Here is a 23,396-nt window from a genome sequence, read left to right on the forward strand (position 1 = left end):
GGGTATGTCTCGCCAGGCTTGCAACCTTCGGCCTACAGTTTTTGTGCCGCCTCACGCAACAGGGTTTCGGTCGAGGCCCAGCCCAGGCAGCCGTCGGTAATCGACACACCGTATTTCAGCGTGCCCTTGCCCAGCGCCTGGCAGCCATCGAACAAGTGCCCTTCGATCATGACGCCGACCAACGAACGGTCGCCGGCCAGGCGCTGTTCCAGCACATCATTGAAGACCGCTGGCTGGCGCGCCGGGTCCTTGCCGCTGTTGGCGTGGCTGCAATCGACCATGATCCGTGCCGGCAGACCGGCCTTGGCCAACGCCTGACGGGCCATGGCAATGCTGTTGGCATCGTGGTTCGGGCCTTTGTGGCCGCCACGCAGTACAAGGTGTGTGTCCGGGTTGCCCAAGGTCTCGATGATCGCCGGGTGGCCCTGGGCATCCATACCGAAGTGGCGGTGTGGGTGGGCCGCGCTGCGCATGGCGTCGCTGGCGATGGCGATGCCGCCGTCCGTACCGTTCTTGAAGCCGACCGGCAGTTCCAGGCCACTGACCATTTCGCGGTGGATTTGCGATTCGGTGGTGCGTGCGCCGATCGCGGCCCAAGCCAACAGGTCGTCGAAGTAGCCGGCGGCCATCGGTTGCAGCAACTCGGTAGCAATCGGCAGGCCGCGTTCGATCATGTTCAGCATGAGCCCGCGGGACAAGGCGATACCCGAGTGCATGTCGTCACTACCATCGAGGTGCGGGTCGTAGGCCAGGCCTTTCCAGCCTACTGTAGTACGCGGTTTTTCGACGTAGGCGCGCATCACCAGCAGCAGCTTGTCGTTGACTTCGCGGCCAAGGGCGGCCAGGCGGTCGGCGTATTCCAGGGCCGAGCGTGGGTCATGAATCGAGCAGGGGCCGACGATGACCAGCAGGCGCGGGTCGCGGCCTTCGAGGATGTTGCGGATGGCCTGGCGATGGGCCTGGACTTGCTGGGCCAGTTCGCTGGGCAGTGGCATCTGCTGCTTGAGCAGGTGCGGGCTGGGCAGGCGTTTGCTGACAGTGGTGTTGGCCGCTTGCGGCTGGGTCAGGGGCAGGGCGAGGCTGGAAGCGTGCATGGCGTTTTTCCCTGGGCGGACAGCGGGTTCAAGCCCGCATGGTCGGCCCTATCGAGGTGTTCGACAGATCGTTGAATTCGTATTGGCTGCTGCATTGCCACCTGTAGAAGACCGATCGGAGGCGGCTGGCTGGCCCGAACGGGATTGGCTAAATCGCCAGGCGGAGGTGTTTGCGTAGTAATAAGTGGCGTAGTTCATGAATCTGTCCTCAAGGTGAATCGGTGTTGGTCAAAGGCCTGAAAAGCAAAACCCCCGGTCGGGAAGCCGACCGGGGGTTTGAGTATTCTCATGTTCGGCGGCCCCTCGAAGGTGGACGCCGGGTGGGTATCGGCGCCTAGTGGCTAAACCAATACCCAAAGTAATAGCTGGCAGGTGCCACGCAGCCGGCAACGGCCAGCACAGGGCGCAGGCTGCGACCGGTGTGGTTGGCGGGGTTGCGGGTGTGTTTCGGCATGTTGCTCTCCAGTGAATGAGCCCGAGCTTACTTCAGTTCGTGCGGGCCATTCAATGGATAAATGCTATAGGGCCGATCATTTATTTTTGTACTGACTGGTTCAATGGCCGTAGCGCCCGACCAGGCTCTGCGCCCCCAGGGCGTGGCCTTGCAGCAGTTGCAGCAGGCCGCTGCGGTCCAGCCCCTCGGGCAAGGTACCCAAGGGCAGGTCGGTGGCAATCAGGGTCAGGGCGTAATGATGGGGGTTGTCGCCGGCGGGTGGACAGGGGCCGCGGTAGCTCTGGGTGCCACGGGAGTTGCGGCCCACTGTCACGTAGGGCCCGCTCAACCCCGCCATGCCTTCCTTGAGCCCATCCTGTTCGGGATCGATGTTGTACGCCACCCAGTGCACCACACCCACGCCCTTGCCACCGTCCGGGTCGAGCATGATCAGGGCCAGTGATCGCGTACCTGCGGGCAGGTTGTCCCAGCTCAGTTGCGGGGTCCGCTCTTCACCGGCACCGCATGCCGGGTCCTGGCCGACCTGTTGCAGGGCGATGACGCCGCCATCGGTGAACGACGAGGAACTGACCGACATCGCGCCTTGGCCGCCTGCGGCGGCTAACGCTGTGCAGGGCACCAACGCAGCGAACAGCCAGTGTCTGAGGTGCATGGTCAATCCTTGGCAGGGCGTCAAGGGCTTAGTCTAGTCCAGGTCTGCCTCAGCGGCTGTCCTGGTCCTCGGCAGTGCCTCCGCTGGCTCCGGCACCAGAGCCGGTGGCTTCGCCGGTGCTGTTGGAGCCGCCAGAGGCACCGTCGGCGGCATCGGCGTTGCTGCCGGTGTCACTGCTGTCGTTACCTTTGCTGCTACCGGGGCTGTTGACGCTGCTGCCTTCACCGGCAGTCTTGCCGCCGGACTGGTCAGTTTGCGGATGGCTGTCGGTATGGGTGTCGGTGGCGGCGAAGGCAGCGCCGGTGAGGCTGGTCAGGGCCAGCGCCAGGCACAGGGACAGCGGGCGAATGCGGATCATGGGACTTCTCCTTTGTGCAAGATCTGTCATTCGTTTGGCTGGCAGCGGCTGGCGGGGTGCCTTCTGGGCGACGAGTGGCAATCAACAAGATTCCGAGCGCTGTGCGGGTGCCGGTGTTTCGACCGGCTCCAGCGGCGGATGCTCCTGCGCCGCATGCATCAGGTCTTCGGTCACCCGCAACTCGGCACCGGTTGGCGAGAAGGTGGTCGAAGCGGTGAACGGCGCCGGGTGCTCTGCCGCCGGGCGCTTGCCGCGGCGCCACATGAAGAAGCACACCATGGCCAGGTTGACCACGGCAAACGCCCAGAACAGCCCAGCCTCGCCAAACTCGGTCATCATCGGCGAAATGGCCACCGGTGCCATGGCCGACCCCAGCGAGTTGATCAGCAGCAGGCCCTGGATCATCGGCACCAGCGCATCGGACGGCGCGCGGTCGGCCGCATGGCTGACCGCCACCGGGTACAGGGTGAACACGCCACCACCCAGCAGGAACAGCATGGCCGGCAACAGGAACGAGTCCGATGGCAGGAACACCGTGACAAGCGACAGGACAACGCACAACGCGGCCAGCGCGAGCAGCACATCGAGGCGGTCCTTGCGGTCGGACCAGCGCCCGACCGGGTACTGCAGCAGCATCGCGCCAAGGATCACCCAGGCCATCATGTTGCCAACTTCACCCACCTCCAGGCCGATGCGCTGCAAGTACAGTGGCAGCAGCGCATAGATGCCGGCAATCGCTACGCCCGAACCGAAGCAGCCGACGAGGCCCGACGGTGCCACGCCCAGCAACTGGCGGGGCTTGAGGGGTTCGACCTGCTCCAGCAGCGGCGACACCCGCGGCAGGATCACGATCGGCAACACCGACAGGGCGGCCAGCACGCCGGCCAGCATGAACGGGGCGGTATCGCCTAGCTGGGTGATTTCGCCAAGGCCGGCCTGGGCGATCACCCCGGCGCCGTAGAAGGCGATCATGTACAGCGCCAGCAGGCGGCCGCGGATTTTCGCGTCGCCGGCCAGCAACAGCCAGCTTTCGATCACCAGGAACACGCCCACTGCGGCCCAGCCGTTGATCAGGCGTAGCACCGACCACCAGGTGACCTCGTAGAACAACCCTTGCAGCAGGATGGTCACGGCGATCAGCGAGGCGAAGCTGGTATAGGCGCGAATGTGGCCGATGCGCAGGATCAGCCGGTCGTTGAAGATGGCGCCGAGGGTCAGGCCGATGAAGTAAGTCGACGAGACGATACCAATGGTGGTTGCAGACTCACCGGCGGCGCCCAGGCGCAGGGTGGTCAGGGAAGACATGAAGCCGTTGCCCAGGGCAATGATGAACAGCCCGAGCAGGGGCGCCAGCGCCATGGCCAGCAAACGCGGAGACATACGTACCTCTAGTTGGATGAGCGGAATGAGCACCTTCTCGGCGCGCACACCGGCTCGACCCGGCAAGGGGCGAGTGGCGACACGGATGCGACCTGGGCAAGACTCAACCGCTGGGCGTTATGGGAGATGGGCCGGGCGGGGAGGGTTGAGCCTACTTCACATGTGCGTTCATGTGTTCAGGCGCTGACTCTGTCATTGCTACTGGTTGCCACCGTTCAAGGCGACGGGCGAAAAGGAAGCGGGATTCTACGGGCTTGGACGCTTTTGCCCAAGGGGCCTGGGCGTGCGACGAGACGCCGCAGTCTCAGCGCGACATGAACATGTCTTCCACAGACATTTTCGATGGCGGCGCCTGCGTGCGGTGAGATCGGCCCGGTACTCTCACTGAGTGCGGCATAATGCTGAACCCCACCAAGGAAGGCCCCCCATGTTCGCGTCGCTGTTCGCAGTCCTGGCCCCGGTTTTCATCGTCGCCGGCATTGGTTTTGCCTGGGCCCGCAAGGGCCTGGATTACCCCACTGATTTCATCGCCCGGGTGGTGATGACCGTCGGCACACCTTCGCTGGTACTGTCCACCCTCAGTCGTACCGACCTGGACCCGAATGCCTTTACCAGCATGGCCGTGGCCTGCTTGCTGTGCACCTTGGGGATGGCCTTGGCCGCTTTGCTGGTGTGTCGCGCGTCGGGCATGCACTGGCGGGTACTGCTGCCGGCATTCATGTTCCCCAACACCGGCAACATGGGCCTGCCGATCAGTCTGTATGCCTTCGGTGAGCATGGCCTGGCCCTGGCCGTGGCATTTTTCCTGACCCTGTCGATCGTGCAGTTCACCATCGGCATGGCCATCTCCGGCACGGCGGCTTCGCTCAAGGCGTTGCTGCGCAACCCTATCGTCATCAGCCTGGCCGGCGGCATGCCCATCATTTTTCTCGATTTCGAACTGCCGCGTTGGCTGGCCAACACCGCAGACCTGCTGGGCGGCATGACCATTCCGCTCATGCTGCTGACCCTGGGGGTATCACTGGCCAGCATTCGCCTGCGTCACGTGGGCAGCGGCATGCTGCTGGGCGGTTTGCGCATTGGCCTGGGGGCTGCGGTGGGCTGGGCAGTGGGCGCGGTACTGGGTATGGACAGCCTGGAGCGTGCGGTGCTGATGGTGCAGTCGGCGATGCCGGTAGCCGTGTTCAACTACCTGATGGCGGTGCGGGCCAACCGTGAGCCAGAGCAGGTGGCGAACCTGGTGATGTGCTCGACGGTGCTGTCGTTTGCCTGGTTACCGGTGGTCCTGGCCTGGTGGATGTAGGCCTTTACCGACGATAGTGCCGGTACAGGCTTCGGGCTACTGGACCGACAACTGGTCATCCACCCAGCCTTGGCTGGTCAGCACCAGGGTTCGGGTTTCCTTGAGCGGGGCAGCATGGCTGGCCACCGCCTGGCCCAAGCCGGCGATGCTGGCTTTCACCTGATCATTGGCGGCCCACGCCGGCAACTCGATGATCTTGTAGGCATAGGTCACATTCGACAGCTTCTGTCCGGTTGCCTCGCTCGGCTCACTGAACTGCTCGATTGCCGTCACTTGTGCCTTGCCGAAACACAGCCCGGCGCCCGCCTTGTAGTATTTGCGGCCTTCATCGGTCAGGTCGTAGGCGTAGTAGATATCCGTGCGTGCCGGCGACCACAGCCGGGCCGGTATTTCGGTGCGCGAAATTTCCTTCTCGCTGACCACGCCTACCTGCGCCAGGGCGTGCAACGCCTTGTTGGTGCCGTGCACGTCGAAGTCCTGGGTCTTGGTAGGGAACGAACTGATGACGAAACAGTGTGGGTACCGGGTATCCAGGGAGGCCTGGACAGCCTTGTGGAAACGGGCCTTGATGGTGTCCTGGCTGTCGGAGCAACCGGCCAGTGTTGCCAGCAATGCCAGTGGCACGATCTTCCTGTACATGGTGAAACTTCCTTGGCGACGGATCGTGCGCGATTAAAACCCACGGGTTAGAGCGGCGCAATCGTGGCACGACGGCATCCCTGCAGGGGCTGCCGGGGTTACATCACTGTTCGCCCCGGGTGTCGATACTGACCACCACCGACATCCCTGGGCGCAGATGCCTGGCAGTCGGCTGGTCGGCATCCACCGTGATGCGCACCGGTATGCGCTGGGCGATCTTGACGAAGTTGCCAGTGGCGTTGTCCGCCTGCAGCAAGGCGAATTCAGAGCCGGTGGCCGGCGAAATCTGCTGCACATGGCCCCGTAGCTTCCGGTGGTTCAGCGCGTCTACGGTAAAGCTCACGGGCTGGCCGATACGCACATTGGCCATCTGGGTTTCCTTCATGTTGGCAATCACCCAAAGGGTGTCGGGCACCAGCGCCATGAGCTGCGCGCCGGAGTTGACATAAGCACCCAGGCGGGTGCCGATCTGCCCCAGCTGGCCATCGCGCGGGGCCGTGACGCGGGTGTTGTCGAGGTCGATGCGTGCCAGCTCCACGGCGGCCTTGGCGTTCTCCACCGAGGCCTCGAGTGCGGCCCGGTTGACCACCACGGTCTCACGGTCCTGGCGGGCGATTTCCAGCGCCGCCCTGGCCTGGGCCAGGCTGGCGACGGCAGCGGCCTCGCTGGCACGGGCCAGGTCCAGGTCGCGGCGCGACACCGATCCATCGTTGACCAGCGCCTGGTTGCGGCCGAGGTCAGCCTTGGCTTTGGCCGCCTGGGCCGCAGCATCGCCGATGGCGGCCTGGCGCTGGGCAATGGTCGCTTCGGCGCTTTTGCGCTGCTGCTGGTTGTTGGCCAGGGCCGCCAACTGCTGTTGCAGCTGGGCGCTGGCTTGGGCAAGGCGTTGTTTGTAGATACGGTCGTCCAGTTGCACCAGCAAGTCGCCGGCCTTGACGAACTGGAAGTCATGCACCGGTACATCGATGACGTAGCCGCTGAGCTGCGGGCCGATGATGGTCACCTGGCCCCGCACCAGGGCGTTCTCGGTGTTTTCGATGGCGCTGCTGAATGGCGGCAGGCGCCAGGCATACAGCACCAACAGGATGCCGGCCAACGCCACCGCGGCGAAGCTGATGGATGACAGGATGCGCACCCGCCGCGTGCGTACCGGGCTGGTTGGTTCACTGGGCGGTGTGACGCCCTCCGGGGTTTCGGCGATGGCGGTGGTGGTCGTGGTGCGGGTGTCGTCGGTCATCGGGTGGGCGCGCCGGGGGTAGAGTCGGTAAGGGTGGCCTGACGTTTCACATGCCAGAGCCAGGTACTGCGGATACAGATCCAGATCATGGTCAGGATGGCGATGCTGCCGATCAGCACGAACACATCGTTGTAGGCCATGACGTTCGCTTCACGGGTAGCAGCGCTGGCCAGCAGGCGCATGCCGGCTTCACTGCGCAAGGCAGGGTCGGCAATGATGCCGCCGTAACCGGCACCCCCACTTTGAACGCGGGCATTGACCAGGGGTTCCAGGTAGCTGAGGCGATCCATCAGGTGGCTGGAGTGAAACTTTTCCCGCCAGGTCTGGAAGGTGCCCAACAACGCCGCACCAATCAGGCCGCCGAGGTTGTTGCAGATGCCGAACAACACCGAAAAACTGACCAGGTTGCGCGGGTTGGCGCGCACATGGCTGATGCCCAGGGCCATCGACGGGCCGAGGAAGAACGTGCTGCCGAACGCCAGCAGGAACTGGCTCAAGTACATTTGAGCCGGGCGTGTGAGGTTGCTGGAACTGCTGTCCATGAAGGCGCCGGCGGCCATGGCCAGCAGCGAGACGAACAGCGGGATCACCAAATGGTTGGTGTTGATGGTGAGGGCGCTGCTGGCCAGGCCCGTGACAGCGCCTGACAGCATGATCCAGTACAGCGTGCGCATCTGCTCGCTGCCCATGTTCAGCGCCTGCAGGAAACCGACCGCGCCGGTGGACTGTTCCGAGGTCACCATGCGGATCAGCACCACGCACAGGGCCAGACGTATGATGGCGCCACTACCCAACCAGTGGGTCATCAACAAGGGGTTGCGGCGATTGTGCTCGATGGCCAGGCCGCTGAAGACCAGCGCGATCGACGCCGCCAGTGCCACGCCGATCCACGGCGTCTCCAGCCACCAGTCGATGCGCCCCAGTGACAGTACGGCGCAGAGCAGTGCGGTACCGCTGGCGATCAAGGTGAAGGTCAGGAAGTCGAGGGGTTCGAACGTTTTAAAACGGTCACCGGGCGGCAATTTCAGCAGCAGTACGCAACCCAGTGCGGTGAGTGCCAGGCCCAGCTCGAACAGGTACAACCCGCGCCATTCGGCAATTTGCAGAAGGTCTTCAGAAAAGATCCGTGCCAGCGGTAGCGCCAGCTGCGAGGCACCCAGGCCCAGTACCATGGCCTTGAGCCGCCATTGCGCCGGGAAGGCCTGAATCATGTAGTACAGCCCCAGCGAGCTGAGCGCCGCGCCGACCATGCCGTGGGCCGCGCGTACGGCGATGGCAGAGTTCAGGTCGTTGACCAGCAGGTGGGCGAAGGTGACCAGCACGTACAGCACCAGGAACACTTCGGTGAAGGCTCGCAGGCCGAACTGTTGGCGGAACTTCACCAACAGCAGGTTGATGGAGACGTTGGTCATCACATAGGCGGCCGGCAGCCAGGCCATTTCCGCGGTGGTTGCACCCAGGGCGCCTTGCAGGAACACCAGGTTGGCGGTGACCAGCGCGTTGCCCAGGCCACCGGTGATTGCCACCAGCAGCCCGACCACGCCGTAGGCCAGACGCTTGGCTGGCGAATGCAGGGGCGTGGAAGGGGAGCCTGGCAGGCTGGGCTTTTCGTGGGGGAGCCACTGGCGGGGGGCGTATTTATCCATCGGCAGACTTTACTTTAGCGGCGCTTGATGCTGCTAGGCGCGTCCTTTGGTTTTTGGGGGGGTGTCGAGATTTAGCGCCGCCCGCTACAACGCTTTGGCCAGAAACTCGGCCGTGCGGCTTGCCTTACACCCGGCCACCACCTGCGGGGTGCCGCTGACCACCACCTTGCCCCCGGAATCCCCGGCCCCCGGGCCAATATCGATCACCCAGTCGCTCTGCGCCACCACTCGCATGTCATGTTCGACCACCACCACGCTATGCCCGCTTTCTACCAGGCGGTTCAGCTGTACCAGCAGCCGGTCGATGTCCTGCGGGTGCAAGCCGTTGGTGGGCTCATCCAGCACATACAGGGTCGCCCCGCGGGCCATGCGCTGCAGTTCGGTCGCCAGCTTGATCCGCTGCGCTTCACCACCGGACAGCTCGGTGGCAGGCTGGCCAAGACGCAAGTAGCCCAGGCCGATATCCTGTAGCACCTGCAGGCAACGGCGGGCAGGCGGTTGCTCGGCAAAAACCTGCAGGGCCTGGTCGACGGTCAACTGCAGCACTTGCGCGATGTTCATGCCTTGCCAGCTCACCGCCAGGGTTTCGGGGTTGTAGCGGGCACCCTGGCAGGTCGGGCAGGGCGCGTACACGCTGGGCATGAACAGCAACTCGACGCTGACGAAACCCTCTCCCTCGCAGTTGGCGCAGCGGCCCTTGGCAACGTTGAAGGAAAAGCGCCCGGCGTCGAAGCCCTGTGCCTTGGCCTGCTCGGTCGCCGCGAAGCATTTGCGCACGTGGTCGAACAGGCCTGTGTAGGTGGCCAGGTTGGAGCGCGGGGTGCGGCCGATCGGCTTCTGGTCAACTTGCACCAGCCGCTTGATGCTGCCAAGCCCGGCGCTTACGTGGCCGCTGCTGGTCTGTTCAGGTTCGTCTTCCAGGCTTTGCGCTTCGGGCTCGCTAGGTTGCTCGGCATGGCCCAGGTGTGCCCCCACCAGTTCCAGCAGGGCCTGGCTGACCAGGCTGGATTTGCCCGAGCCGGAAATACCGGTAACGGCGGTAAAGCAGCCCAACGGAAATGCGGCGCTCAGGTTATCGAGGTTATTGCGCGTGATGCCTTCAAGCTTCAGCCAGTCGCGTGCTTGGCGGGGGGCGCGTGTGGCCTGTACCGGGGCATCGAACAGGTAGGTGCGGGTGCATGACTGTTGCACCTCGGCCAGGCCGGCGGGCGGCCCGCTGTAGAGGATGGTGCCGCCGTGTTCGCCGGCAGCTGGCCCTACATCCACCAGCCAGTCGGCGCGGCGCATGGTGTCCAGGTCATGCTCCACCACATACACCGAGTTGCCAGCCTGTTTCAGGCGCTGCAGGGCTTCGAACAGCGCTTCACTGTCGGCCGGGTGCAAGCCGGCCGACGGCTCGTCGAGTACGTAAACCACTCCAAACAGCTGCGAATTCAGCTGGGTGGCCAGGCGCAGGCGTTGCAGTTCACCAGAAGACAAGGTCGGGGTGCTGCGCTCCAGGGCCAGGTAACCGAGGCCGAGGTCAAGCAGCGTGTCAATGCGTTCGAGCAGTTCTTTGGCGATGCGTTGGGCCGCCAGGCGTTTTTCCAGTGTCAGCTCGTCCTGCTGCTGGGTCAGGTAGTCGGCTGCCGCCACCTTGCGGAACACCTCAGCCAGCGCCTGCAACGACAGGTGCGACAGTTCGGCGATGTCCAGCCCGGCGAAGGTCACGGCCAGCGCTTCGCGCTTCAGGCGTTTGCCCTGGCACAGCGGGCAGGGGCTGGGGTGCATGTACTGGGCCACACGCTTGCGCATCTGCGCGCTCTGCGAGTGCATGAAGGTATGCAGCACATAACGCCGGGCACCCATGAACGTGCCTTGATAGCTGGGCTCCAGCTTGCGCTTGAGCGCTTCGCGGGTCTGCGCCGGGGTCAGGCCGGCATACACGGGGGCGGTGGGCGTCTCTTCAGTGAACAGGATCCAGTCGCGCTGCGCCTGAGGCAGGTCGCGCCAAGGGATATCGACGTCATAGCCCAGCGTGACCAGGATGTCGCGCAGGTTTTGCCCTTGCCACGCCATTGGCCACGCCGCCACCGCACGCTCACGGATGGTCAGCGACGGGTCGGGGACCATGGTCGCTTCGGTCACCTCGTAGACACGGCCCAGGCCATGGCACTGCGGGCAAGCGCCCTGGGGCGTGTTCGGAGAAAAGTCTTCGGCGTACAGCATCGCTTGCCCGGCCGGATAGTGGCCTGCGCGTGAATAGAGCATGCGGATCGAACTGGACAAGGTGGTCACGCTACCCACCGAGGAACGTGCACTCGGCGTGCCGCGTTGCTGCTGCAGCGCCACCGCCGGCGGTAGCCCGTCGATGGCATCGACATCCGGCACGCCAACCTGGTCGATCAGGCGCCGGGCATAGGGCGCCACCGATTCGAAATAACGCCGCTGGGCTTCGGCATACAGCGTGGAGAACGCCAACGAGGACTTGCCCGAGCCGGACACGCCGGTGAACACCACCAAGGCATCGCGGGGAATATCGACATCAATGTTCTTCAGGTTGTGCTCGCGGGCGCCACGGACGCGGATGAAACCGCTTGGGGTGGTCGGGCGTTGTGGCATGAAGCAGTCCTTGTCTGAAGCTGGGCAGGAAGCTCAAGTTAACAGCATTTGCAGCGCCCTTGCGTGGGCAACAGTCAGGGGATCTACCCGATGGAGCCGGAGGGGTGGCAGGGCGCCGGCTGTCTTCGCCTTACCTGACGTTCGTCTCAAGGCTTTTATTGCAGCCCCTAGCGGGTGCCCAGCACATCGCGGATGTTGTCCACCACATTGTTGTCCTTGATCACGTCACTCAACCAGCCTTCCAACGGCATGTTGCCCCACTTGATCGCACGTTCGATCAGGTAGGGTACCGGGCTTTGCGGTTCGCTCTGTTTGAAGTACTGGGCGATGCCCGCAAGCATGGTGAATGCCTCGTCGCGGGTCAGCGGGGTGGTGCGCAGGGCTGCAGGTGCGGTCGTCGGGGGCGTGGCATTCATCGCTTCACCTGCTTCGTGGAGGTTGGCACCCGTGGCCTGTGGCTGTGCTTCTTCCGGGATGGCGGGGTGTAGCTCGACGCCGCGGTCCTTGAGCAGTTTTTCCGCCAGCTGGCTGGCACGCGAAAGCATGTCGGCAAGGCTGGCAAAGCTGGGCGCCTCGTGGCCGAACAGGCGGTCGGCGCTGGCCTGCAGGCGTTTGCATGCATTCAGGCTGGTAGCGATCTGCTGGGCCTTGGCGCGCAGGTAATCGGTGTCGGTAAGCGCTACCGAGCGCTGGAAGATCTCGGCGTTGATCTTGCCTTCGTTCAGCGCTGTCTGCATCGCCTTGGGGTTTTGCAAGGCGAGGTTTTCTACATGGCGTGATTCGTCATAGCGCAACACGCCAAAATGCTGCCCTTGGATAATGGGCAAGCCACCGGCAATGTCGGTGAGCGTGGTCTTCAACCAGGACAGTCGCGCCGCGCGCTCGTCCAGGCCGTCTTCGAGGGTGGGGTACAGCGTTTCCCAGAACGCAACCAGGAGCTGTTCGGTCAGCTCGAGGCCAAAGGTGATGCCTTCGAAGTGTTCACGCTGGGCCAGCCCCTCGCAGAGCCAGGCCACCAGCATCAGGTCTTTGCTTTGCTGCGCAAGCCCTTGAGCCGACAGGTTGATCACCTGCTCCCAGTCGGCAGTCTTCAAGTCGGTTTGCCAGTCGCCCTGGGTCAGGTAGTCTGGGTCCGCCCGGCGTGCCTCCTTGATCTGGTCGAACAAGGCAGAGAAGCTCAAGTCTTCGCCACTGCCACCCTCGATAGGGGCGACCAGTGTGGCCAGCGAGAGGTCATTGAGAATTTCAGGCATAGAACACTCTGGACATGGCTAGTGAACAGCGCGCCGGAAAACCCGGCGCGCTGCAGAACACAGGCCGCCGAAGCGGCCCATGGTTCGGTACGTGCTTAGGCAAACACTTTGTTCGCGGTGCGGTCCCAGCCACCTACGATGTTGCCGCCGGCCTGGCCGTCGGTGCGGTTCTGCTGGGTGTAAGTGGTCTTGATGCGGGCAAAGTTGAAGCTGATTTCTTCAACGGGCAGGTCGCTGACCGCCTTGTCTTCACCATTCTGATTGCCACCGGCGACAAACTTGACCGAAGAGACCACCACTTCTTCCATGTCGATGGTCAGGTAGGTGACCTTGTCGCCACCGGCGCGGTTCACGTTCAGCTTCAGCTTGGCGATGTGCTTGCCAGTGCAGCAGTGTTCGAACAGTTTGGCCGATGCCTTGTCGACTGCCTTGCGGATCTTGAAGTCGCTCAGGGCAACGCGCTCGGAGGACGCACCGCCCGAAGAGCTGGCGGTTGCCGACGTAGCCTGGGTGGCGCCGTACTCGTAGCCCAGCACTTCGATCCAGTCCTTGTGTTTTTCATCCAGTACTTCGCCTGGGATGCCGTCGATTTGGATATACGCGTCAAATGCCATTGTGAAACTCTCCATTAACAACATGTAAAGGGTTGCTCATGCGCCCCTTGGTTTTGACCTCGCCGGGCGTGCCGGCAGAGGTAGCTTGCCGCCGCCCGGGCCTCATCCTGTGAGGCCCCGGCGACCGGTTATTGCGGCGTGGCTCAGTTAAGCCCACGCACTTCGATTTCCACCCGGCGGTTGGGCTCCAGGCACTTGATCAACTGCGTTCGCGGTTGTTGCATGTCGCAGTTGACCAATGGCTTGCGGCTGCCTTCGCCCTGCGCGACCACCAGCTCGGCAGGTACGCCCTTGCCAACCAGATAGGTGCGGATGGTTTGCGCCCGTTGTTTCGAAACCTGCAGGTTGCCCTGGCTGTCACCCAGTTGGTCGGCGTGCCCCGAGATGATGATCTTGCCGATATTCGGGGTGTTCAGCAGCTTGCTGGCAATTGCGCTCAGCTGATGCTGGCCTTCGTTTTTCAGGCTCTGGAAGTCGGCGCGGCCGAAGGCGAACAGGGTGTCGGACTCCAGCGTGATGGTCTCGATGGCACGCAGTGACTGGGCCCGCAGGCTGTCGATGTAGTTGCGCGAACTGGACATCAGGAAGGCGTTGTCGAGGATGCGCGGTACATCTGGCTCACGGATCTGGTCGCTGTAGAACGTGATCTGGCGGCTGGCATACAGGTAGTCCTGGTTGCCACCGGCCTCGCTGCCGGCGGCGGCCATGCTTTTGCCGGTATGGCGGGCGATGGCCGGGTACCAGTAGTCCGGCAGGTGCGCCTTGAGAAACGCCGGGTCGGCATGCTCGCGCTGGCCCGGAGAAAGCATCACGTAAGTGTCCAGGGCCGCCTTTCCGAAATTGGCGATCGACTGGGCGCGGTTGTCATGGGGCAGCGCCTCGGCCTCTACGCTGTCAATGCCGCTCACTGGCTGCAGCTCACGGGTGTTGCGCTGGTAGACCTTGAGCGTGGTCAGCAGGTACAGGGTACGGGTCAGATTATCGGCCGTGGGCTTTAGCATTACATTCTGCAGCGTGGCGAAGTAGCGGTTGCGCAGCAGCGGCTCGACCTCATGGCCCTGGTACAGGCCCAGGCGCATGCTGAGGGGCACGCCCTTAGCGTGGTGTTGCTCATGGTAGTGAGCAGCCCAGAAGCGCAAGCGGTCGAGGCTTCGCCAGGCGGTGTACTGGCCGCTGGCCGCCTGGTCGTCGGCCTTGGCCTGGGCCAGTTCGTCGGCAATGCTGGCCAGGGTGGCGCGGTTGTTCAGGTACGACCAGCCCCACAGGCTGCACAGCACCAGTGCCGCCAGGCCGGCAGCGCCCACCCACCCGGCCTTGCGCCGGCGTTCACGGTGGTTGCTGGTGTACAGCGCCACCAAATGCTGGTCGGGAATGATCACTTTGCGGAACAGGCTGTTGATGAACAGCGGCGCCGGCTGGCTGCCGGCAGTGCCCGTTCCTTCTGCGTGTTCGAGCGCGAAGCGTTCGGCCACATGCTGGCCGTGGCAGCCCCACTGAGCCTCGTCGGCCTGCAGCGCCGCGGTGAAATAGAAACCGCGCAGCATTTCGGCATTCTGGTAAGGGTTGGCACGCAGCAGGCTGTCGACGAACTGATGCAGGCGCGGCTTGAGCGCGGCCAGCTCCAGCGGGAAGCGGTAGGCAGCGTCGTTCCGCCGGGTGACTTGTATGTCCTGCTGCACCAGCTGCTGGCTCGCCATCTGCCCCCAGTAACGCGTCAGCTCGTCCATCGCATTGCTGAAGCGCTGGCCCCAGTCGGCTTGCTCGTAACCCTTGTGAGAGAAGGTTTTACCCATCACTTCACCACGAGCCGCGTCGTCCAGTTGGCGATAGAACGCGGTGAAACCAGGGATCAGGTCGCATTTGGTGAAAACCAGGTAGATTGGCAGACGCACTTCCAGCAGCGCGCAGCTTTCCTGAATGCGTTCGCGCAAGCGCTTGGCCACGCGCTCCTGGTCTTCGACCGAACCATGCAGGATATCGGCGATGCTGACGCTGACAATCAAGCCATTAAGGGGACGGCGCTGGCGGTGCTGGCGCAGCAGTTGCAAAAAGCCGCGCCACTTGCCGGCTTCCTCGGGGCTGTTCATGTAGCGCCCGGCAGTGTCCAGCAGTACCGCTTCAGAGCTGAAGAACCAGTCGCAGTTGCGCGTGCCGCCCAGGCCCGCGACACGCACGCCTTCGCGCTCGGCATAGGGGAAGTTAAGGCCCGACTGCAGGATCATCGTGCTCTTGCCGGCGGCAGGCTGGCCAATGACCAGGTACCAGGGCAGGGCATACAGGGCATCCTTGTTCGAAGTACCGCGCGGCTTGTTGCTGTGCAGGCGCTCGATGCCCTGCAGCAGGCGCTCGCGCAACAGGCTGACTTCTTCCCGGTCGGCCGGGGCTGCACTGAGTACGGCCTGGTCGGCGTCGTCGCGCAGCAGGCCTTCAAGGTTGTGGTGCTGACCCACGCCGCGGTACAGCAGCAGTACATAGCCCGCCGACAGCAGCAGAAACACGCCGATCCCGGCCAGCAGGCTGTGCAGCGAGGCGAAGCCGAAGGCTCGGCCGATGGCCCAGACCAGGAAGATCGCCAGGAAGAACGCCACGCCCAGCAGGTAGGGTTGGTAGCGCAGGCAGTAGTACTTGAGCTTGTTCATACAGGCGTCGCATCCAGTGCATCGACGAACTGGTCGATGACATGTTCAAGGGGGCGGTCGTAATCGTGCAGCCGTGGCACCGTTGTCAGCGGGCTGAGCAACTCCAGGTGCTGGCACGGGTCGGCACAGCCACTGAGCAGGCGGTAGGCACAGCTGGCGTGGCGCGCCGGGAAGCAATACAGCTGCGGGTGCATGAAGTCGTCGGCCAACAGGCTCACTGCCGGCAGCGCTCGGTGTTCGCTCATGCGGGCCAGCCAGGTCAGCCACAGGTCGGCAGTGGGGTTTTTAAGGCCACGTTCGGCCGGCAACGGCAATTCGATGCCGCCTGCAAAGTCGCCCTGCAGCGAGGCACGGCCGAGCTGCAGGTGGGCGAGGGCAGTGGCACTGTCGAAACCTGGCCAGGACCCATGAAGGGCACGGGCCACATCCGCGAAGCTGAAATCATGCAGGAACTTGGCGTGCACCCGGCGGAACAGGTCCAGGTCCTGGCCCTGCAGCGGGCGCAAGGCCTTGATCCGTTCGAACAGGCGGGTGCAGTCGGCGCCTTGCACGGCCTGGTGCAGCATCGGCTTGATCTGCGCGCTGAACAGCTCGCCAAGCGTGAACGGGTTGACCAGCCCAGTACTGTCATCGCCCTTGAACAACTGGAAGATGAAGAACGGGTAGCGCCGCTGGCTGGCATCGCGCGAGCTGAGCAGGCCACCCAGTAGCCAGTTGCCGTTGCGTGCGCGGTAGGTGAAAAAACACATCGGCAGCGCGTCGAACAACGCCTGCCAGTCATCGCGGTAGCGTATGGCTGCCAGCGATGACTGCAACCAGGCGTCGAACTCGCAGACTTCTTCCGCCGCCCCATGCAGGCTGACGAAATCTGCGCTCGACGGCAGCTTGCCGAAGCAACCGATCATTGCGCGCCCCTGCTGTTGAGGGCGCTCAGGGCCTTGACGTCACCCAGATCGGTGAGCTTGACCCCGCCGAAGTTGCGCACAATAAGGCTTACGCGGCCACTGGCGGTGTTCCAGCTAAAGCGTTGCTGAATGCCGTCCAGGTCGTCGACCCGAGCGCTCTCGTTCATGCGCAGCAGGCCCCACCGCCCTGGGAAATCGAACACGGTGACCCGTGTGCCGCTCAGGGTGACGACGTCCAGGCGCGCGCCCGGCGCGGTGCTGGTGCCCGGCCAGGCGAAGCGGTTCCAGCTGCTGCGGCCGTTGCGGTAGTGCTGCTCCTGGCCATCGAGGGTGAAGACGATGTCGGTGAAGTTGGCTGAAGGCTCCAGCATGATTTCGAAGCCGTTGTCACGGTCCGACAGGCTGGCGATCACCTGGCCCACGGAGCTGGCCTTGTCGATGCTGTTGAGCATGCCAGGGTTGACCAGCGCCGGCCCCTTGCCATCGCCCACACCCAGACCTTCACCACCGGCCAGGTTGCCGATTTCGTTGCGCTTGAAGGCCGGCAGCAGGCCGCTGTCGGGATCTACGAAGCGTTGCAGGTCTTTCACCGAAGCCTCGTTGCGGCTGCTGCCGGCAATCGGGTAACGGTGTGCCATGACCTGCTCCCAGGGCTTGGCGATCTGCTGCGCCCAGGCCTTGGCGATCTGCTCGCCGGCCGGGTCGCGCAGGGTCGCCCAGGCATACTGGATGGGCAGGCTGAACAGCCCCTGCAGCGAGCGCGACAGGCCATCCTGGCTGGTGTCGACGCTGCTTTCCACGTAGTTGCGCACGGTGGTGATCTCGCTCGGCTGGCCTTCCAGGGTCTCGCTGATCAACTGTTTGCTGCTCTTGCCCACATCCTGCGAGCGCTGGATGTTGTTCATGCGCACCTTGAGTTTGCGCAAGGCGGCCAGGTAGCGGTCCATGATGGTGCTGTCGGCACCTTCGGCGTTGTTTTCAGCGAACACCCGCGCCACCGGCTCGAAGCGCTTGGCCAGGCTGCCGTCGTCCACCGCCGGCAGGGCCGGGGCGACGTTGGCAGGCAGGGTGTCGTTGGCGTCGAACAGACCGGTGACCTTGCTCCAGAAACCGTCATCGCGGCTGGTGCCGGGGGCCGGGATGGCTTGCTTGACCGGCAGGTCCCACTGGGTATTGTCGTTGACGGCCTGCAGCAGGTTCTTCACTGGCGAGTTCTGCACGTCGCTCAACAGCCCCAGTTCCCGGGTCGCCGAGGCCAGGTCGGCGAAGTGGCGCACGCCAACGCTGCTGACCATCTTGTACCAGGCCTGGGTGTAGTCGCGCTTGTAGCGGGTCATGAACTCGCGTACGAAGTTGGCCTTCTGCACGATGGCATCGCCGCCTTCGCCGTCCAGCACCCAGTCCGACTCGTTGCGCAGGTTGCCCGACACCAGCTTGATCAGCTCGGGCTTGACGAAGGTGTCCCAGCCCTGGCGGGTGTAGATCGCCGGCACACCCGCGGTTCCGTACAGCAGCGTGCGGCCTGGTTGCGGGACCAGGTCGTTGAGGCTCAGCGCCGGGAACTGCCGGCTCGACTCGAGCTGCAGGCGCAGGTACTCGCGATCGACCAGCGAGCTGGAGATCATGAACGACTTGAGGTTCTGCCGGGTTTCGTTGATCAGCTGTTCGTTGCGCGGCAACGACGGCGCCTGGCCCTGCTCCAGCAACTGCACGTACAGCGGGGCATTTTCCGCGATCACGCCAGCGTCGGCCGGGGTGCCTTCGGCGGCGGCGCTGGCCCAGGCCTGGGGCAGGCTGGCAGCGACGAAGGCCGGGTCTGGATGGGCCTGGGGCTCGGTCAGCAACAGGTACAGCTTGAGGGTGTTGTAGGCCTCGATGATCGAGGCCACCTGCTGCTCGTCCAGGCGCCCGAGCATTTCTTCGGACAGTGACAGCCCACCGGTGGCGGCGGACAGCTCGGCGCCATCGCTGGCAGTGGCCAGGTTGACCTTGGCGGCATAGGCGCCAGCGCGGGTGTTGCCCAGCGCGGCCTGGGCCCTGGCCGCAATGGCAGGGGCCAGCGGCTTGCCATTGCGCTTCTTCGGCTGCGGGGCCGGGGTGAATTCCAGCTCCTGATTGATACCGTTGGCGAAGGTGTTGAACGCCCGCATCTGCACCTGCAGGCTGCGTGCGATCGGTTCCAGCGCCTGGCTGCGCAGCTGCGCCAGGTAGGCGCTGCGGGTCACCTGGTGAATCGCCTCGCCCTGGTACAGGCCGCCACCCAACTGCAAGGGCACTCCCTGCAGGCGATGGGCCTCGACGTTGGCCATCTGCTCACGCAGCACTTCCAGGCCCTTGCCTGCGGCCAGCTGCTGCTCGCGGTCTGCTGCCTGCTCGATGTGCGCCAGCTGCCCACGCAGGCTGTCCAGCCACTGGCGGTTATTGGCGAACGACAGCGCTTGCCAACCGATGAACAGCAACCCGGTGGCGGCGGCCAGGCCCAGTAGCAGCGGGCTGAACGCAGCCTGGCGGCCCAGGCGCGACTGGTAAAGGATCAGGTCGCGGTCGGGGAAGATCACCTGGCGGAAGGTGTCGGTGATGAAGTAGCTGCGGTTGCCCAGGGCCTTGCCGACGTGCCCGGCCTGCTCATCGTAGGCCGCCTGCAGGGCGAATTCGTCGGCGATGACGTCTTCATAGACCTGCCCCAGTTGCTGCCCGTTCTGCAGTGCACTGGTGAAGTACAGGCCACGTAGCAGCAGCGGGGCACCGCCGCGATGGCCGCGGGTGAAGTGGTCGAGGAATTGCTCGAGCACACCGCTGAGGGCGGCGAAGTACTGCGGGAAATTCAGCAGGGTGCTGTCGGCTTCGGCACCGAGGGCGATCATCTGTGCGTCGACGTGCTGGCGAATATGAGCCTGCAGTTTCTTCAGGCGCGTCTTCAGCACGGCGTGCAGGCCGTTGGTGCGGATTTCCGAAAGGCCAAAGGTCATGCCCAGCGGCTGCTGGCGTTCGTGCAGGTCGAGGCCGTCGAAAGCCTGGCTGAAACCCGGCAACTGGTCGGTCTTGCTCAGCATCAGGTAAACCGGCGGGTTGGCATCGAGGCATTCGGCGTATTCTTCCACCCGTGCCACCAACTGGGCCGCCAGGGCATTGCGCTCATCGCTGTTGGCCGCCAGCAGCTCGGGCAGGCTGACCACAAGCACCAGGCCATTGATCGCCGCTTTGCCGCGCTGCTTTCGCAGCATGCGCAGAAAGGCCGAGAACTCGCTGGCCGACTGGTCGTCGCGCAGGTAGCGCCCGGCGGTGTCGATCATCACGGCGTCGGGGCTGAAGTACCAGTCGCAGTGCTGGGTGCCGCTTTCGCTGTCGTTGGCCGTAGCGATGCTGGCCGACAGGCCGGAATGGGTCAGCAGCGAGGTCTTACCGGCCGCCGACATGCCGACCACCAGGTACCAGGGCAGGTCGGACAGGGCCGCCTTGCCGCCGCCACCCGCGGAGCGGTCGGTGCGCAGCATGGCGATGGCGTGCTTCAGGCGCTCACGCAGCACCTGCTGGTCACGGAACTCGCCAGTGGCATTCCACGAGCGGTCGACCTCGATCTGCAGCAGGTTCTCCAGGTTGTGTTCGGCGCGAATGCGCTGGTATTGGCGCAGCACGATTACCAGCAGGAAGCAGGCACTGATGATTGCCAGCGCTTCAGGCACGTGATGACGCAGCCACGGCACCAGCGGCGCGGCCAGCCAGCAAATCAACAGGCTAGCCAGCCACAGCAATGGCAGCAGCACCCAGAAACTTTTCAACAGACGCAGTAATGTTTTCATGTCTTCCTGACTCGGCTACCTGGTATGTGCTCAGGCACTGAACAGCTGGCGGATTTGTTCGGACAGGGCGGCGACGTCCTTGTCCAGCAACCAGTCCAGCGTCAGGTACACGGCGACGCAGACCAACGCGATCAGCGCCAGATACACCCACAGCGGTACTTCATGGCGCAGCATCTGCGACACCTGGTCGGGCAGTGCCCAGTCCGGTGACAGGGCTTTGGGCGCCTTGCGGTAGCGGGCGATATCCTGGCCCAGTGTATTGGCCAGGTAACGCAGCTGGTCCTTTTGGCCGAGGCTGAACTTGCCCTCGAAGCCCAGTGCCAGGCACAGGTGGTAGACCTCGAGCACGTCGATGTTCTGCTTGACGTCGGCGCGCAGCGCATCGACCTTCTCGAAGAACCCTTCGCCGGCCAGGTGCACGCCGAAATAGCGGAACTGCAACGGCTGAAGTTCAAAGTGCCGACGCAACGCGTTGTCGTCCGAGCGCAGTACGCTTTCGTCGAGGAAGGCGCACAACGCGTATTGGGTGTCCTTGACCTGCTCGACGCTGTAGTTGGCGGCACGGGCATCACGTTCCAGGTTGGCGAAGAAGCGTTCGACGCTACCTTCGAAGGCCTGCACCGAGGTGACCTGGCGGCCGCGACGTACGATCAACGCCATGCTGATGAAGTCCTGGACCAGGTCCTTGAACGTCGGTTTGTCGCTGGCGGCCGGGACGGCGCCCTGTTGCAGTACGGCTTCGGTCATTTGAGCACCGCCATCAGTTCAAGCTTGAGGTTGGTAAAGGCGCTGGGCGCATAGAAGCAGATGGCCTGGGCGCTGATCATTCGCTCATACACAGTGCCGTGTGGCTCGATGGCGAAGTACTGGTTGTCCAGGCGCACCGGAATTGCGTTCGGCAGCCGCGCGGCATGATTGAGGGTGACACCCGGCATGGCGCTGTTGACCACCACTTCAATGTCTTCCGGCGAACCGACCTTGAAGGCACGGGGCACCAGTTCCAGCAGGCTGGCGCCGGGCATGTCGGCGTGCACGGCGATATAGAAGTCGGCTTCGGCCAGGCGCGGGTCGTGCAGTTGGCCTTGCCAGTGCGATGGCTTGGTCTGGGTCAGGTTGATGACAATGCACTGGTTGGGCACAACGTTGTCGAGCATCACCCGGATCATTTCGTCGAGCTTGACCAGCGACGCGGCCGGGTCGTGGTGGTCGTACTCGGGGATGTCGCTGAGCTGGGTGTCCAGGGTGAAGGTCAGCAGGCCGCCGGCAAGGTCCGCCAGGAACAGGTACAGGCGCTCCGGGTGCAGGCGCGGGTGGGCCAGTAGATGCGCCAGCTGCGGGTGGGCACGGTTGACCGTGTTCAGCAGCCAGAACAGGGTCACATCGCTGGAGCCGAACTCGGCGATCTGGTCGGCGCGCTCGCGGCGCCGGCCGGAAAGCGCCTTGCTCTTGGCCTGCAGGGCACCGAGCAGGCGCTTGCCGATGCCGGCAATGGTCTCGTGGCTGCCCAGGTGCAAGGTGGGGTGGACGAAATGCGGGTCAACGTTGAAACCGCCCATGCTGTTGCGTGTCAGCTTGGCCAGTGGGCAGTGGCTGTAACCGTCGAGGCTGTCACCGTCGACCAGCAGCACGACGTTCAGGCGCAAGCTGGTGATTTCGTTTTCCAGTTCGCCTTCATTAAGGTCGGGCAGGGTGTCGAACTGCTTGCGGAAACGCCGTGCGGCCTTGTGTTCATGGCCATCCTCGACGTAGTTGAGGCCGAATGGCTCGGGCAGCTTGAGCGCGGCATACACCTTCAGGTCGTTGGCCTTGAGCAGGTCCTTGAGGTCGCGCGCGGCCGGCAGCGGATCGTGCTGCGGCGCGTCGTAGAGGCTGCCATCGGGGAACACCAGCTTCAGGCGCTTGAGCTGCAGTGAACCATTGGCCAGGGCGTCCTCGTCCACCTGCAGCGCCTGAACCCCCCAATGGAAAGGGGTGCTGCGCAGGGTCGCCTCAGCCAACTGGTGCTGATGGAATTCGTCCTGATACTGGAAGTGCTGGGGCAGCAGGAACATGCCTTCCGACCACATCACCCGGCTCTGCTTGCTCATTTGACGCTATCCACTAAAGAATTGAAGGTTGAATCCATGGCGTTGCTGGCCGACTGGCTGGCGGCGTCGGTGGCTTTGTCGATGGCCGCGTCCTGCACCTTGTCGGTGAGGGTCGCGTCGGCATCCTTGGCCTTCTGCGCAGCGGCAAGCTGGTCGGCGGTCGGTGGTTTGTTCAGTACGTCCACGCCACGCATGGCGCTGATTTCGGTGTTGTCCACCAGCACCCGCAGGCCGTCGGAGGAGAACCAGATACCGTCCTTGCGCAGCGAGTTGGCGTCGAAGGCGACTTTCCAGCGCGCGTCCTGCTCATCGCGGAAGAACGCCGCCACGCCGACGTAGCGCGCGTTCTTGGCCAGCGGCCACTGGTCGATCTGGCCAATGCCGGGCAGCAGGGTGATCTCGCGGGTTTCCACCAGGGTGTTGCCCAAGGCTTTTTGCGGGGCGTCCCACAGGGTCTCGGCATCGGTAGCCGCGAAGCGCTCGAGGTCGGTCAGCTGATACACGCGCATCACCACCGACAGCGGCTTGCCCTCGGCGTCGGGGTTGAGCTGGTTGCCGCCGTCGGAGGTCAGGATGACCTTTTCGCTGTCGGCCAGCATGTCGGCCGCCCAGCTGTCTTCCATGCGCTTGCCGATACGGTCGGTGACCCCGCAGCCGGCCAGCGCTACCAGCAAGGCGGCTGCGGTCAGGCGTTTGAGGACGATGTGCTTGTGTTGCATGACGGCAAAACCTCC

Annotated in this window: 17 protein-coding genes; 1 reads left to right on the plus strand and 16 read right to left on the minus strand. The window is 64.0% G+C overall.

The window, feature by feature from the left end; all coding sequences use genetic code 11:
- Positions 1-32: 32 nt before the first annotated feature.
- From ACTJJN_RS11095 to ACTJJN_RS11110, 4 genes are all read right to left on the minus strand, one after another.
- On the minus strand, positions 33-1,094 hold the full coding sequence (locus ACTJJN_RS11095; RefSeq protein ID WP_014756596.1) for a 3-deoxy-7-phosphoheptulonate synthase: 1,062 nt from the start codon (positions 1,092-1,094) through the stop codon (positions 33-35).
- Positions 1,095-1,648: 554 nt separating this feature from the next.
- A complete protein-coding gene (locus tag ACTJJN_RS11100; protein WP_014756597.1) occupies positions 1,649-2,200 on the minus strand; it encodes a YbhB/YbcL family Raf kinase inhibitor-like protein in 552 nt (183 codons plus the stop codon).
- A 49-nt stretch (positions 2,201-2,249) separates the two neighbouring features.
- On the minus strand, positions 2,250-2,558 hold the full coding sequence (locus ACTJJN_RS11105) for a hypothetical protein (protein WP_003248325.1): 309 nt from the start codon (positions 2,556-2,558) through the stop codon (positions 2,250-2,252).
- A gap of 81 nt (positions 2,559-2,639) precedes the next feature.
- Positions 2,640-3,938 (minus strand): MFS transporter, encoded by a 1,299-nt coding sequence (locus ACTJJN_RS11110; protein WP_012052423.1) that lies wholly within the window; start codon positions 3,936-3,938, stop codon positions 2,640-2,642.
- A gap of 427 nt (positions 3,939-4,365) precedes the next feature.
- On the opposite strand from ACTJJN_RS11110, the gene ACTJJN_RS11115 reads away from it, so the two are divergent.
- Positions 4,366-5,241: an AEC family transporter gene (locus ACTJJN_RS11115; RefSeq protein WP_003248329.1), complete on the plus strand. Its 876-nt coding sequence runs from the start codon at positions 4,366-4,368 to the stop codon at positions 5,239-5,241.
- A gap of 36 nt (positions 5,242-5,277) precedes the next feature.
- On the opposite strand, the gene ACTJJN_RS11120 is transcribed toward ACTJJN_RS11115, so the two are convergent.
- The 12 genes from ACTJJN_RS11120 to tssJ all read right to left on the minus strand — a co-directional run bounded on the left by ACTJJN_RS11120 (position 5,278) and on the right by tssJ (position 23,381).
- On the minus strand, positions 5,278-5,880 hold the full coding sequence (locus ACTJJN_RS11120; RefSeq protein WP_012052422.1) for a hypothetical protein: 603 nt from the start codon (positions 5,878-5,880) through the stop codon (positions 5,278-5,280).
- Between the two features lie 103 nt (positions 5,881-5,983).
- Positions 5,984-7,117 (minus strand): HlyD family secretion protein, encoded by a 1,134-nt coding sequence (locus ACTJJN_RS11125; RefSeq protein WP_440781261.1) that lies wholly within the window; start codon positions 7,115-7,117, stop codon positions 5,984-5,986.
- The gene (locus ACTJJN_RS11130; protein WP_440781262.1) at positions 7,114-8,763 is read right to left on the minus strand and encodes an MFS transporter; all 1,650 of its coding nucleotides are present in this window, start codon (positions 8,761-8,763) and stop codon (positions 7,114-7,116) included. Before ACTJJN_RS11130 ends, ACTJJN_RS11125 begins: the two co-directional genes overlap by 4 nt.
- Positions 8,764-8,847: 84 nt before the next feature.
- A complete protein-coding gene (locus ACTJJN_RS11135; protein ID WP_014756602.1) occupies positions 8,848-11,364 on the minus strand; it encodes an excinuclease ABC subunit UvrA in 2,517 nt (838 codons plus the stop codon).
- A gap of 167 nt (positions 11,365-11,531) precedes the next feature.
- Complete coding sequence (gene tssA / locus ACTJJN_RS11140; protein ID WP_012052418.1) at positions 11,532-12,617, minus strand: type VI secretion system protein TssA; 1,086 nt, start codon at positions 12,615-12,617, stop codon at positions 11,532-11,534.
- 95 nt (positions 12,618-12,712) lie between these two features.
- Positions 12,713-13,231: an Hcp family type VI secretion system effector gene (locus ACTJJN_RS11145; protein ID WP_012052417.1), complete on the minus strand. Its 519-nt coding sequence runs from the start codon at positions 13,229-13,231 to the stop codon at positions 12,713-12,715.
- Between the two features lie 143 nt (positions 13,232-13,374).
- Positions 13,375-15,870, minus strand: a complete 2,496-nt coding sequence (gene tssM / locus ACTJJN_RS11150) for a type VI secretion system membrane subunit TssM (RefSeq protein ID WP_014756604.1) — start codon at positions 15,868-15,870, stop codon at positions 13,375-13,377.
- On the minus strand, positions 15,867-16,775 hold the full coding sequence (gene tagF, locus ACTJJN_RS11155; protein ID WP_440781263.1) for a type VI secretion system-associated protein TagF: 909 nt from the start codon (positions 16,773-16,775) through the stop codon (positions 15,867-15,869). Before tagF ends, tssM begins: the two co-directional genes overlap by 4 nt.
- Positions 16,772-20,575, minus strand: a complete 3,804-nt coding sequence (locus ACTJJN_RS11160) for a type VI secretion protein IcmF/TssM N-terminal domain-containing protein (RefSeq protein WP_440781264.1) — start codon at positions 20,573-20,575, stop codon at positions 16,772-16,774. The genes tagF and ACTJJN_RS11160 overlap by 4 nt, the downstream gene beginning before the upstream one ends.
- Before the next feature lie 30 nt (positions 20,576-20,605).
- Positions 20,606-21,322: a type IVB secretion system protein IcmH/DotU gene (gene icmH, locus ACTJJN_RS11165; protein WP_012052413.1), complete on the minus strand. Its 717-nt coding sequence runs from the start codon at positions 21,320-21,322 to the stop codon at positions 20,606-20,608.
- On the minus strand, positions 21,319-22,662 hold the full coding sequence (gene tssK / locus ACTJJN_RS11170) for a type VI secretion system baseplate subunit TssK (protein ID WP_003248343.1): 1,344 nt from the start codon (positions 22,660-22,662) through the stop codon (positions 21,319-21,321). The genes icmH and tssK overlap by 4 nt, the downstream gene beginning before the upstream one ends.
- Positions 22,659-23,381: a type VI secretion system lipoprotein TssJ gene (gene tssJ / locus ACTJJN_RS11175; protein ID WP_004576638.1), complete on the minus strand. Its 723-nt coding sequence runs from the start codon at positions 23,379-23,381 to the stop codon at positions 22,659-22,661. Before tssJ ends, tssK begins: the two co-directional genes overlap by 4 nt.
- Between the last annotated feature and the right edge of the window lie 15 nt (positions 23,382-23,396).

It is taken from the genome of Pseudomonas sp. 22515, assembly GCF_052044625.1.
Taxonomy (GTDB): Bacteria; Pseudomonadota; Gammaproteobacteria; order Pseudomonadales; family Pseudomonadaceae; genus Aquipseudomonas; species Aquipseudomonas alloputida.